This window comes from Burkholderia sp. AU45274, from assembly GCF_030482505.1.
Classification (GTDB): Bacteria; Pseudomonadota; Gammaproteobacteria; order Burkholderiales; family Burkholderiaceae; genus Burkholderia.
Genome location: NZ_JAUJQE010000001.1, coordinates 666,684 through 678,970, shown reverse-complemented (window position 1 = coordinate 678,970; position 12,287 = coordinate 666,684). Strand labels below are relative to the sequence as shown.

The 12,287-nt window shown below is 68.0% G+C and carries 9 protein-coding genes; 1 reads left to right on the top strand and 8 read right to left on the bottom strand.

Going from position 1 to position 12,287, the window contains the following annotated elements; all coding sequences use genetic code 11:
* Nucleotides 1–19 precede the first annotated feature (19 nt).
* The 5 genes from QZM35_RS03120 to QZM35_RS03100 form a co-directional block, all read right to left on the bottom strand.
* Nucleotides 20–1,438, bottom strand: a complete 1,419-nt coding sequence (locus tag QZM35_RS03120; protein WP_301775374.1) for an MFS transporter — start codon at nucleotides 1,436–1,438, stop codon at nucleotides 20–22.
* A gap of 208 nt (nucleotides 1,439–1,646) precedes the next feature.
* Complete coding sequence (locus QZM35_RS03115; RefSeq protein ID WP_047901362.1) at nucleotides 1,647–2,483, bottom strand: ABC transporter permease; 837 nt, start codon at nucleotides 2,481–2,483, stop codon at nucleotides 1,647–1,649.
* A gap of 48 nt (nucleotides 2,484–2,531) precedes the next feature.
* Nucleotides 2,532–3,788, bottom strand: a complete 1,257-nt coding sequence (locus tag QZM35_RS03110) for an ABC transporter permease (RefSeq protein WP_179255124.1) — start codon at nucleotides 3,786–3,788, stop codon at nucleotides 2,532–2,534.
* Between the two features lie 102 nt (nucleotides 3,789–3,890).
* Nucleotides 3,891–4,937, bottom strand: coding sequence for an ABC transporter substrate-binding protein (locus tag QZM35_RS03105; protein WP_301775373.1), 1,047 nt, complete (start codon nucleotides 4,935–4,937; stop codon nucleotides 3,891–3,893).
* Between the two features lie 78 nt (nucleotides 4,938–5,015).
* The gene (locus QZM35_RS03100) at nucleotides 5,016–6,122 is read right to left on the bottom strand and encodes an ABC transporter ATP-binding protein (protein ID WP_089427971.1); all 1,107 of its coding nucleotides are present in this window, start codon (nucleotides 6,120–6,122) and stop codon (nucleotides 5,016–5,018) included.
* Nucleotides 6,123–6,230: 108 nt separating this feature from the next.
* On the opposite strand from QZM35_RS03100, the gene QZM35_RS03095 reads away from it, so the two are divergent.
* The gene (locus QZM35_RS03095) at nucleotides 6,231–7,754 is read left to right on the top strand and encodes a PLP-dependent aminotransferase family protein (protein WP_174971972.1); all 1,524 of its coding nucleotides are present in this window, start codon (nucleotides 6,231–6,233) and stop codon (nucleotides 7,752–7,754) included.
* A gap of 36 nt (nucleotides 7,755–7,790) precedes the next feature.
* Here QZM35_RS03095 and QZM35_RS03090 read toward each other — a convergent pair whose 3' ends face one another.
* From QZM35_RS03090 to QZM35_RS03080, 3 genes are all read right to left on the bottom strand, one after another.
* Nucleotides 7,791–8,828, bottom strand: coding sequence for a lipase secretion chaperone (locus tag QZM35_RS03090; RefSeq protein ID WP_301775372.1), 1,038 nt, complete (start codon nucleotides 8,826–8,828; stop codon nucleotides 7,791–7,793).
* Nucleotides 8,829–8,831: 3 nt separating this feature from the next.
* Nucleotides 8,832–9,926, bottom strand: a complete 1,095-nt coding sequence (locus QZM35_RS03085) for a triacylglycerol lipase (protein ID WP_089432385.1) — start codon at nucleotides 9,924–9,926, stop codon at nucleotides 8,832–8,834.
* 228 nt (nucleotides 9,927–10,154) lie between these two features.
* The gene (locus QZM35_RS03080; RefSeq protein ID WP_301775371.1) at nucleotides 10,155–12,287 is read right to left on the bottom strand and encodes a TonB-dependent copper receptor; all 2,133 of its coding nucleotides are present in this window, start codon (nucleotides 12,285–12,287) and stop codon (nucleotides 10,155–10,157) included.

The following is a 12,287-nucleotide window of genomic DNA, read 5'->3' as shown; positions in this document are numbered from 1 at the left end:
GCCGCAACCGCGCGCCACCCTACTCCGTCGCCTGCTCGCCCACGCGCTCCGAGGCCGCCGGCACACCGGCCCGATGCGACGGCGCAAAGAGCCGCAATCCGCTCGCGACGCTCGCGGCCCCGGCGAAGCCCGAGCCGAGCATCAACGCAAGCGTCGGCCCGTGGCGTCCCGCGATCCCGAACGACAGCGCGACGAGCGCCGCGCCCGTCGCCTGCCCGATCAGCCGCGCGGTCGCGATGATCCCGCTCGCGCCGCCGCTGCGCTCGGGCGGTGCGCTCGACATCAGCGCCTTCAGGTTCGGCGACTGAAAGAAACCGAAGCCGGCGCCGCACAGCATCATCCGCCAGCCGATGTCGATGACGCCGGGCGCCGCCGGCAACGCGGCGAGCGACACCATGCCCGCGCTCAGCAACGCCAGACCGATCGCGCCGAGCAGGCCGGGCGGATAGCGATCCGACAAGCGCCCCGCGATGGGCGCGGCGAGCGCGACGATGACCGACCACGGCGTCATCAGGAAGCCCGTCTCGACCGCATTGCGATGCAGGACGGTTTCGAAATAGAACGGCAGCGACACGAACGCGAGCCCCTGCGCGGCAAACGCGCACACCGCGGTCAGCGCGGACAGCGTGAACACCGGCCGGCGAAACAGGTCGACCGGCAGCATCGGCGCCGGGTGCCCCGCCTGACGGCGGATCAGCAGCCAGCCGAAGGTGAGCGCGACCGCCGCCGCCGCGAACACGATGGAAAGCGGCCCGCGCTGCGCGAATTCGCCGAGCGCGAAGATCAGCGACGCGAACGTGATCACGTTGAACAACGCCGCGACCGGATCGAACGCATGCTTGCCGCGTGCCGTCTGCGGCAGCGACGGAATCGCCACGGCAAGCGCGAACACGCCGAGCGGCACGTTCACCGCGAACAGCCACGGCCATGCGGCGACCGACAGGATCAACGACGCGATGGTCGGCCCCACCGCGAACGACACGCCGACCACGAGCGCGTTGAAGCCGACGCCGCGCCCGAGCCGGTGCGCGGGAAACAGGCCGCGGATCAGCGCGACGTTGACGCTCATGATCGCGCTCGCGCCGAAGCCCTGCACGATCCGCGCGGCCGTCAGCATCGGCAGCGTCGACGCGAGCGAGCAGCCGAGCGACGCAACCGTGAACACCGCGAGCCCGGCGACATACACGCGCTTGTGGCCGACGATGTCGCCGAGCGACGCGAACGGCAGCAGCGTCGCGACCATCGCGAGCTGGTACGCGTTGATGATCCAGACGGACGCGGCCGGCGATGCATGCAGGTCGGCGGCGATCGCGGGCAGCGCGGTGTTCGCGATCGCGGTGTCGAGCGTCGCGAGCGCGACGGCCAGCAGCACGGCGGACATCGCACGCCAGTTGACGGCCGGCTCATGCGCGCCGGCGGGGGAAGCGAATTCGGACAAGATGAGGCTCGGCTGACGAGCGACGCGTTGCGCCGCGTCGCGGATTGGACTCGCGGCGGCGTTCCAGTCGCACCGCACGGAACGCGCGCCGCCGCGCCCCGTATTGTTGCAGAGCCGTATCGAACGTGCAGGCGGCCGCCTCGTCAGTCAGCGAAATGAAAGCAAATGCGTGGCCGCGCAGGATGCACGGCAACGCAGGCGCGCCGCGTCAGGTCACCGCGCGCCGCGCATTGCGACCGCGCAGCCATTCGAGCGCCAGCAGCAGGCTCGTCGAGAAGATGATCAGGATCGTTGCGAGCGCAGCGATCGTCGGGCTGATGTTCTCGCGGATACCGGTGAACATCTGGCGCGGCAGCGTCGTCTGGTCCGCGCCCGCGAGGAACAGCGTGACGACAACTTCGTCGAACGACGTCGCGAACGCGAACAGCGCGCCGGACATCACACCCGGTGCGATCACCGGCAGCGTCACGCGGAAGAACGTCGACACCGGATTCGCGCCGAGCGACAGGCTCGCGCGCACGAGGTTCTGGTTGAAGCCCTGCAGGGTTGCCGCCACCGTCGTCACGACAAACGGCACGCCGAGCGCCGCGTGGGCAGCGATCAGCCCCGTGTAGGTGTTCGCGAGCCCGAGCGGCGCGAAGAACAGGTACATGCCGACACCGACCACGACGACCGGCACGATCATCGGCGACAGCAGCACGGCCATCAGCAGCCCCTTGCCGCGGAAGTCGGCCTTCGTGAGACCGATCGCGGCAAGCGTGCCGAGCACGGTCGCGACGACGGTTGCCGACGGTGCGACGATGAAGCTGTTCTTCGCGGCCATCCGCCACTCGTCCGATGCGATCAGGTTCTCGTACCAGCGCATCGAGAAGCCCGGGATCGGATAGACGAGGAACGTGCTCGACGAAAACGACAGCGGCACGATCGCGAGCACCGGCAGGATCAGGTACAGCAGCGTCAGCACGACGAGCACGCGCAATGCGACGTACCACGCGCGCTCGACGAACGACATGTGCGGCGCGAACAGCGGCCTGGCGAGTTTCATGGTCGGATTCCCCTTCCCGTTTCGTTGCACGCGGCGCTCAGCCGAGGCTCAGCCGAGGCTCACGTTGGTGCGCGTGAAGCGCCCGTACACCGCGTACAGCACGAGCGTCGCCGCGAGCAGCAGCCCGCCGAGCGCGCACGCCATGCCCCAGTTGATCGTCACGTTCGTGAAGTACGCGACGTAGTAGCTGACCATCTGGTCGTTCGGCCCGCCGAGCAGCGCGGGCGTGATGTAGTAGCCGATCGCGAGGATGAACACGAGCAAGGCGCCCGCGCCGACGCCCGGGTAGGTCTGCGGCACGTACACGCGCCAGAACGCGGCGAACGGATGGCTGCCGAGCGACACGGCCGCGCGCTGGTAGGTCGGCGGGATCGACTTCATCACGCTGTACAGCGGCAGGATCATGAACGGCAGCAGGATGTGCGTCATCGAGATGTACACGCCGATGCGGTTGAACAGCAGCGTCAGCGGATGCGAGATCAGCCCGCTGCCGATCAGCGCCGTATTGATGAGCCCTTCGCTCTGCAGCAGCACGATCCATGCGGCGACGCGCACGAGCACCGACGTCCAGAACGGAATCAGCACGAGGATCATCACGAGGTTGGCACGCCGCTCCGACAGCGTCGAGATCCAGTACGCGAGCGGATAGCCGAGCAGCAGCGCGAACAGCGTGACGGCGACGCCGATCACGAACGTGCGGCCGAAGATCGCGAGATAGATCGACTGGTCGGGGTCGGCCGGCACGATGTGGCCGAAGCCGTCCTGCTTGTGGTCGAGCGCGGCGAGCAGGTAGAACGGCGAATACGCGCTGCCGTTCTTCGCGATCGCCTGCCAGTAGGCGGCATCGCCCCAGCGCGCATCGAGCTCGACCAGCTTGTCACGCGTCTGCGCGGGTGTCAGTGCCGCGTCGTTGTCGCCCTTCAGCGGCATCGCGCGCGCCGTCTTCGCGACGAGCGAGCGATAGCCCGGAATCTCGGTGTTCAGCCGCCGCGCGAGCGCACCCATCGCCTCGCTGTCGGCCACCTTCGTCATGTCGGCCGCGAGCGCGACATACGCGGCGTCGGCCGGCGGCGCCTTGCGGTCCCAGCCCGACAGCGCCCTGACCGTGTTCGGCAGCGCTGCGGCGATCTCGGGGTTCTGCACCGCGCGCGTGAGCAGCGTGCCGATCGGCACGACGAAAATCAGCAGCAGAAAAATCGCGAGCGGCGCGACCAGCAGCAGTGCCATCGTGCGCTTGCGGGCCTCGGCGGCCTTCAGCTCGCGCTTGAGCGCGGCGTTCGACGGCGAGGAAGGCGCGATCGTCATCGTATTCAACGGTTCTCTCCGGCCGGGCACGATCCGGCGGAAGGCCGCGCGACACGATCGACGCGTCGCGCGGCCGGTTGCATCAGGATGCCTGAACGACGGTTACTTCGTCGCCCACGCGGCGAAACGCTGCTCGAGCTCGTCGCTGTGGTCGGTCCAGAAGCCGATGTCTTCCAGCACCGCGTTCTTGCCGTTGGCCGGCGAGTTCGGCAGGTTCGCGAGCGTCTTCGCGTCGAGCGACTTGATCGCCGCGATGTTCGCCGGGCCGTACGCGATGTGCTGTGCATACGCCTGCTGCGGCTTCGGCGTCAGCGTGTACGCGATGTACTGCTCGGCCAGCGCCTTGTTCGGCGAGCCCTTCGGAATCGCCCAGTAGTCGAGGTCGTAGATGCTGCCGTTCCACACGACCTTCAGGTTCTTGCCTTCCTTCTGCGCGGCGTCGATGCGGCCGTTGTACGCGGTCGACATCACGACGTCGCCGGCGACGAGGAACTGCGGCGGCTGCGCGCCCGCTTCCCACCACTGGATGTTCGGCTTCAGCTCGTCGAGCTTCTTGAACGCGCGGTCCTGGCCGGCCTTCGTGCCGAGCACCTTGTACACGTCCTTCGGCGCGACGCCGTCGGCCATCAGCGCGAATTCGAGGTTGTAGCGCGCGCCCTTGCGCATGCCGCGCTTGCCGGGGAATTTCTTCACGTTCCAGAAATCGGCCCAGCCGGTCGGCGCCGATTTCAGCTTGTCCGCGTTGTACGACAGCGCCGTCGACCACACGAAGAAGCCGACGCCGCACACCTGCTGCGCTTCCGGAATCAGGTCGGATTTCTTCGCGATCTTCGACCAGTCGAGCTTCTCGTACAGGCCTTCGTCGCAGCCGCGGTTCAGGTCGCCCGATTCGACTTCGACCACGTCCCAGTTGACGTGCTTCGCCTCGACCATCGCCTTCACTTTCGCCTGCTCGCCGTTGTATTCGACGGCCGTGACCTTGTTGCCGGTCGCCTTCTCGAACGGCTGGTTGAACGCGGCCTTCTGTGCGTCGCCGTTCGCGCCGCCGAAGTTGACGACCGTGAGTTCGGCAGCCGATGCCGATGCGCCGACGACGGCGAGCGCCAATGCCAGCGCGGTGCGCCGTGCGGTAATGCGTGCTCGGTTCATGGTGGTTCCTCTCCTCTCGTGGTGGAAGTGGGCAGTTGTTGTTGACGACGTGCTACGGAAAATCGGGGGAAACCCTGCTCAAGCGAACACGCGCAGGTGTTCGGGCGAGAACGCGAGCGCGACCGGTGCGCCGGGCGAGAACGCATCGAGCGCGCCGGTGCCGAGCGGCACCTTCACGAAGCATTCGTCCTGGCCGGGCAGCGCGCAGCGCATGCGCACGTGGTCGCCGAAATAGATGAGGCTGCGCGCCTCGCCGCTCAACTGGTTGGCGGCCGCGCCGTTCGCGTGCCCGTTCGCGCCGTGCGCGGCGAGGCTCATGCGTTCGGGGCGGATGCACGCGACGGCCGGCGCTCCCTCGGCCGCGTCGCCGATGCGGCGGCCGACGAGCTTCGTGCCGTCGTCGAGCCGGAATTCGCAGAATTCGCCGTCTACGCGCGCGATGGTGCCGCGCAGCCGGTTGCTGTCGCCGATGAAGTTCGCGACGAATTCGTTGCACGGCGATTCGTACAGGCGGTCCACGGTGTCGAGCTGCTGCACGATGCCCTTGTCGAACACGGCGACGCGATCGGACATCGTCAGCGCCTCGCCCTGGTCGTGCGTCACGTACACGAAGGTCACGCCGAGTTTTTCGTGCAGCGCCTTCAGTTCGTACTGCATGTGTTCGCGCAGCTGCTTGTCGAGCGCACCGAGCGGCTCGTCCATCAGCACCAGCTTCGGCTCGAACACGAGCGCCCGCGCCAGCGCGATGCGCTGCTGCTGGCCGCCCGACAACTGCGCCGGGTAGCGCTTCGCGAAGCGCTCCATCTGCACCATCTTCAGCGCGTGCGCGACGCGTTCCGCGCGCTCGGCCGCCGGCAGCTTGCGCACGGTCAGCGGATACGCGACGTTCTGCTCGACCGTCAGGTGCGGAAACAGCGCGTAGTTCTGGAACACCATGCCGATGTTGCGCTTGTGCGGCGGCACGTTGTTCAGCAGCTCGCCGTCGAGGCGGATCTCGCCGCCGGTCGGGAATTCGAAGCCGGCCAGCATCATCAGGCAGGTGGTCTTGCCCGAGCCCGACGGCCCGAGCAGCGTCAGGAATTCCCCGCGGTGGATATCGAGGTCGAGCGATTTGACGACCAGCGTTTCGCCGTCGTAGGTCTTCCGCACGCCGCGAAAGCTGACGATCACATCATCGGACTTCATCGTGGCTGTCCCCTTGCTTCGCGACAATTGATTTTGAGATGCGAGCCACTATACGGCGCCCACGGTTCTACAATAGGGAACCATTTCAATATTACTAGTAGGACCACTTTGGATACCGTGATCCTCGCCGACTGGCTCTCTGCCCGCCTCGACCGCAGCTCGCCCGAGCCGATGTACCGGCAGTTGCTGCAGCAGATGCAGCAGGCCATCCTGACCGGGGAATTGGGGCCAGGTACGAAGCTGCCGAGTTCGCGCACGCTCGCGGCCGACCTGTCGATCGCGCGCAATACCGTGCTGCACGTGTACGACCAGCTGACGGCCGAAGGCTACGTGCTGACGACCACCGGCAGCGGCACCTATGTGGCCGACACGCGGCCGGACGCCGCCGCGATCCACGTGCCGGGCGCCGCACCGCCCCCGTCGAGCGCCGATGAACCGCCGCTGCCGGACGCGCAGGGCGGCCTGTCGATGCGCGGCCGGCAACTGATCGAGCACGCGGGCGTGTCGCGGCGCCAGTGGGGCGCGTTCATGCCGGGCGTGCCGGACGTGTCGGAATTCCCGAGCCGGACGTGGAGCCGCCTGCAGGCGCGGCTGTGGAAGGAGGCGAATCCCGAGTTGCTGACCTATGCGCCGGGCGGCGGCTACCGGCCATTGCGGCGGGCGCTCGCCGATTACCTGCGCGTCGCGCGCTCGGTCAAATGCTCGCCGGACCAGGTGATCATCACGACAGGCATCCACCAGTCGATCGATCTCGCGGTGCGGCTGCTGTCCGACATCGGCGATCGCGCATGGGTCGAGGAGCCGTGCTACTGGGGCGTGCGCAGCGTATTGCAGGCGGCCGGCCTCACGCTGACGCCGGTGCCGGTCGACCAGGAAGGGCTCGACCCGCGTGCCAGCGACATGCAGCATCCGCCGCGGCTCGTGCTCGTCACGCCGTCGCATCAGTACCCACTCGGGATGGTGATGAGCCTCGCGCGACGCCGGATGCTGCTCGAATACGCGCGCCAGCACCGCTGCTGGATCATCGAGGACGACTACGACAGCGAGTTCCGCTACGGCAGCCGCCCGCTCGCATCGCTGCAGGGGCTCGACGACGGCGGCCGCGTGATCTACGTCGGCAGCCTCGGCAAGATGCTGTTCCCGGGGCTGCGGATGGGCTACATGGTCGTGCCCGAGCATCTGGTCGACACGTTCCGCACCGGGCTGTCGGAGCTGTACCGCGAGGGCCAGCTGATGCAGCAGGCCGTGCTCGCCGAATTCATCATGGACGGCCACCTGACTTCGCACGTCAGACGAATGCGCACGCTGTACGGCGAGCGCCGGCAACTGATGATCGACGCGATCCGCGCGCGCTTCGGCGACGCGCTGCCCGTGATGGGCGACGAGGCAGGCCTGCATCTCGTGCTCGGCCTGCCCGACGCCTGCGACGATCGCGCGGTCACGCAGAGCGCGTTCGATGCGGGCGTGATCGTGCGCCCGCTCACCAGCTACTACAGCAGCCACGACACCGCGCGGCGCGGCCTGCTGCTCGGCTATGCGTGCGTCCCGCACGAAGGCATCGGCCCCGCGTTCGACACGCTCGCGAATACCATCGAGCGACACCTGCCGCGGGACCTCACGCGCGCGGCATAGCGGCGCTCATGCGCCGCGCCGCCCGCGCTTCTCACCTTACCGCGCGCCGCCCGCCCCGCGATCGAGCGATGCCGCGCGCACGGCTTCGCCGGGCTTCGTGAACACGCGCTGCCGCAGCGCGGCGATCTGCGCGTCGCGATCCTGCGGCGACAGGCCCGCCGACTCGATCTGCGCACGCTGCGCCGCATAGTCCGTATAGCGGCTTTGCCACGATGCGTCGTCCTGCTGCAGCTGCGCGACGCGCGCGGCGGCTTCGGCGCCGAGCGTCTGCGTCAGTTGCGCGCGCATCGCATCGGGCGTCGCCCCGCTCTTCTGCAATTGCGCGATCTGGTCGATCGCGGCGCGCTGCTTATCGATGCGCTGCTGCGCGGCGCGCTCGTCGGCCGGCATCTGCTGTTCGAGCGTAGCGAGTCGTTCGGCCTTCTGCGCATCCGTCAGCGTCCGATCCTGCGTGATCTTCAGCCGCGCGAGGTCGTAGCGCTGCCGCCACTGCTCCGCACCGAAAAACGGCTGGCTCCAGTCACCGAGCGTGCGATATGCAATCGATGCACGCTGGTCGAGCGCGAGCTGCAGCGCGCCGAGGTCGGACTTGTCGACCGCGCCGGCATCGCGCAGCTTCGCGAGTGCGTCGAGATACGCGCGATAGCGGTGCCATACGTCGAGCGCCTCGGCCTGCGCCACGGTGCCGTCGAGTTGCGCGGCAATCTCCCGCACGACGAACGCATCGAGCGCGGTCGCACTCAGGTCGCTCTGCGCGGTCAGGCAATAGTCGAAGAAATCGCGCACTGCACGCGACTTCGCGAGATGGCCGCCGGCATCGAGCGGCAACCGGGGCGCGCTGGAGCCGGCGAGCGACGGCGGCAGGCCCGCGCTTGCCGGCACGGCGGCCTGCGGCGGCGAAGCTGCCACGCTACCCACCGCCGCCCCCGCATCCGGCGACTCGCCGCCGGCGCCAGTCCCTCGATGCCAGCCCGCGCCGCTCCACATCGCCACACCGGCAATCGCCGCCAGCCCCACGACACCGTAGACCACGGCGCGCCGCGCCAGCGGCGCGCGTCCTTCACGTGCCGTCATCGATTACACGCCCGCCAGCTTCAGACGGTTCGCATGCGTGCGGATCACCGCGACCGGATCTTCCGCATACGCGCCGCGCACGCCGAGCAGCTGGTTGATCTCGTCGAGATGGTTCCACTTGTAGCTCGTGCTCAGCACCTTGCCGTACAGCGCACTGCACTTCGACACGACCCCGTCGTTCTGCCCGGAGCCGCGGTTGATCATCACCGTGCCCGTGCCGAGCAGCGCGAGCGTCGACAGATCGAGTGCGTTCGCCGGATCGACGACCGGAAGGGTGCTCGTGTCCGTGGCGCCCGTGACACCCAACACGGAGAGCGTCGGCTGGATCGCCGTGCCGGCCCACGAGTACAGCAGGTGCGTGTTGCCGCCGACGGTTTCGGTCGGCGCACCGGTCTGGCAACTGCCCGGCGCACCCAGGCCCGCACTCGGGTAGTTCTGGTTGTACGTGGCAGCGCGTGCGGTCGTCAGCGTCTGCAGTGCGGCGAGCGCGTCCTGGTTCGTGTTGTGGGTGCTGCTCGTCAGGATGCCGAACACATTGACGAACGCGGCGATCACCGATGACGAAAGTCCGGTCGGATCGTATGCAAGCACGTTCTGCACGAAGTCGGCGAACTCGGAGCCGCGATGCGGCGTGCCGATCGTCGTCACCGACGCGACGAGATCGGGCGCGACGGCCGCGACATAGCGCGACGAGAGGCCGCCCTGGCTGTGGCCGACGAGATTGACCTTGGTCGCGCCCGTCGCCGCGAGCACCGTCTTCACGTAAGCGAGCAACTGTTCGCCGCGCCCGTTCGGGCCGTCATCGCTCTGGAAACCCGACAGGTTCGCGACGTAGACGGTCGCACCGTTCTGCTGCAGGTCTGCCTGGATGCCGTACCAATAATCGAGCACGCCGGCGTACTTGTCGGTACCGGTCAACCCATGCACGAGGATGATCGGATAACGCGTCGCCGCGTAGCTATCGGCGGGCGCGGTCGCCGCCATCGCCGCGTGCGTCGTCGCGAGCGTCATTGCCGCAGTCGTCCCCGCGAACGGCGCGATGCTCATCGCGCATGCCACTGCCCCTGCCACCACCCTGGAACGCATCGTATTGGCCATGCATGTTCTCCTGATTATTGTGCTGCCGGTGCGAATGAAGCCGGATCGACACGCACTATGCGTCGCCAACATCGCGACCACCGTGTGCGTCGAATGCGGGAGTGAATCACGAGTCGCGAACGTTTGCGCCCTGACTAGACACGGTTCTCTAATCGGTTGACGCGCCCCGCCCGTTCGGGCGGGGCCGCGTTCATGCGTGCGCATGCTGCAACGCACACGCGCGATGCGTTACAGCTTCGCACTCACGCGCACCCACGCGGTCCGGCCCGGCTCCATCACCGGCGAGTTCGCCGGATAGCCGAAGCCCGCGTTGCCGGCGAGGTTCAGGTGCTCGGTGTAGGCCTTGTTCAGTACGTTGTCGACGCCGACCGAGATCTGCACGGTCTTGCTGACGTTGTATTGCGTATGCAGCGAGAGCACACCGAATCCGGCGCTCGGGCCGAAGTCCTTGCCGACCACGTTGCCCTCGTTCAGGGCATAGCGATGTTGCGGCGCAACGATGCGCCACAGCCCCCCTGCCGACCACGCACCCCGCGTGTATTCGAGCCCGATGCGCGCCTCGAGCGGCGGCATCTGCGGCAACGGATCGCCGGTTGCGACGTTGCGCCCCCACGCATACGCGAGCGACGTCTCGACGCGCAGCGGCGAAACCGGTTTCCACGACACGCCCGCTTCGCCACCCATGATCTGCGCGTTGACATTGGTTGCCTGCGTGGTCGGGCCCATCATGCCGGCTGCGTAGTTGAACAGGATGAAGTCCTGAACATAACCCGCATACGCCGACACCCACGCATCGAGCCGGTCGCTCTTGTATTGCGCGCCGATGTCGAGCTGCGTGGTCTTCTCCGGCTGCACCGCCGAGAATGCGTTGATCGAACCGGCCGGCCCGCGCTTCGCGGAAAACAGCTCCCAGTAGTCGGGATAGCGCTCCGTATGGCCGACGCCCGCGTACCACGTGACGGGCAGCGACGCGAGATCGCGCTCATAGCGGACGAAACCGCTCGGCAGCACGCGCGTGCGATCGTCGTCGAAGGTCGGGTTCGGCATGCGCTTCATCATGCCGCTCGTCGTCGCGCGCTTGTCGCGTGCGCTCGCATAGTCGACGCGCGCGCCGCCGATCACGCGCGACACGTCGCTCGCATACCACGTCAGCTCGCCGAACAAGCCTGCGTTCCACATCGTCGCCTGCGCATCCCACGGCTTGTCGCCGTAGTTCTGCCGCCCCATCGCCGAGCGCGAGTCGAGCCGGTTCGATTGTGCATCGACGCCCGTCACGAGCTTGAAGTCGTCGGCAAGACGGAACGTCGCGGCCGCGCGCGCACCGAACGTGCGCCGCCGCACTTCCGACGCCATCCGCATCGGCATGCTGCTGGTCGGGTCCGGTTGCCGCAACGAATAGTTGTCCATCACGTGATCGGCTTCGTTGTAGTACACGCGCGCTTCGATCCGGTCGAGCACGTCGCCGAGATGCTGCTTGTCGAACGACAGGCCGAACGTCTCGCGGCGGAAATGCGCGCCGTCCATCCCGCGCCCCGCGTAGCGCGCATAGCCGTCGCCGGTGCCGGCGGTCAGCTCGACGCGTGTATGGTCGTCCGGCGTCCAGCCGAGCGCCGCATCGGCGTTCCACTTGTCCCACTGCGACGGCACGGTGTTGCCGTTACCGTCCTCGTAGTCCTGCGAATGCGCGTGGTTCGCGGTCACGCGGCCATAGACGTCCGGCGTGCCGGCCGTCACGTCGATGTTCTGGTCGTTGCGGCCGAACGACCCGCCGACCAGGCTGCCGTCGAAGCGCATGCCGGGCTTGTCGAAGCGCGGCGTCACGCGCTCGAACATCACGGTGCCGGCCGATGCGCCGGGGCCGTACAGCACGGTCTGCGGCCCCTTCACGACGGTGACCTTGTCATAGCTTTCCGGCGCGATATACGACGTCGGCGCGTCCATCCGGCCCGGACATGCGCCGAGCGTCGACATCCCGTTCGCCAGGATGTTCAGCCGCGAGCCGAACATCCCGCGCAGCACGAGGTCGCCGTTGGTGCCGCCGCTGCGGATCGACGTGAAACCGGGGATCGTTTTCAGGTAATCCGCGCCGTCGCTGGCGGGCAGCGGCTGGCGCGGGGTCTTCGGATTGGTGACGACGACGAGCGGCGTCGACAGCGGCGATGCAACGACTTCAATGGCCGGCAGCGGCGCGGCCGTATCGCCGGTCGGCGTGCCGGATGCGCGCGCCGGTTCGGCGGCCGCGGCGCTCGCGGCCAATGCGCCGACGGCGAGCGCGGGAACGGTGAGTTTCAGCACGCGCGGCATGCGCCGCGCACCGGCATTGCGTGACGCCCGCGGCGCACGCAACTGGAAAATGGTCAT

Coding starts and splice junctions, on each gene's coding strand:
- QZM35_RS03110 (WP_179255124.1), bottom strand. CDS start 3,788: ATGACGATCGCGCCTTCCTCGCCGTCGAACGCCGCGCTCAAGCGCGAG.
- QZM35_RS03115 (WP_047901362.1), bottom strand. CDS start 2,483: ATGAAACTCGCCAGGCCGCTGTTCGCGCCGCACATGTCGTTCGTCGAG.
- QZM35_RS03080 (WP_301775371.1), bottom strand. CDS start 12,287: ATGACCATTTTCCAGTTGCGTGCGCCGCGGGCGTCACGCAATGCCGGT.
- QZM35_RS03085 (WP_089432385.1), bottom strand. CDS start 9,926: ATGGCCAATACGATGCGTTCCAGGGTGGTGGCAGGGGCAGTGGCATGC.
- QZM35_RS03090 (WP_301775372.1), bottom strand. CDS start 8,828: ATGACGGCACGTGAAGGACGCGCGCCGCTGGCGCGGCGCGCCGTGGTC.
- QZM35_RS03100 (WP_089427971.1), bottom strand. CDS start 6,122: ATGAAGTCCGATGATGTGATCGTCAGCTTTCGCGGCGTGCGGAAGACC.
- QZM35_RS03105 (WP_301775373.1), bottom strand. CDS start 4,937: ATGAACCGAGCACGCATTACCGCACGGCGCACCGCGCTGGCATTGGCG.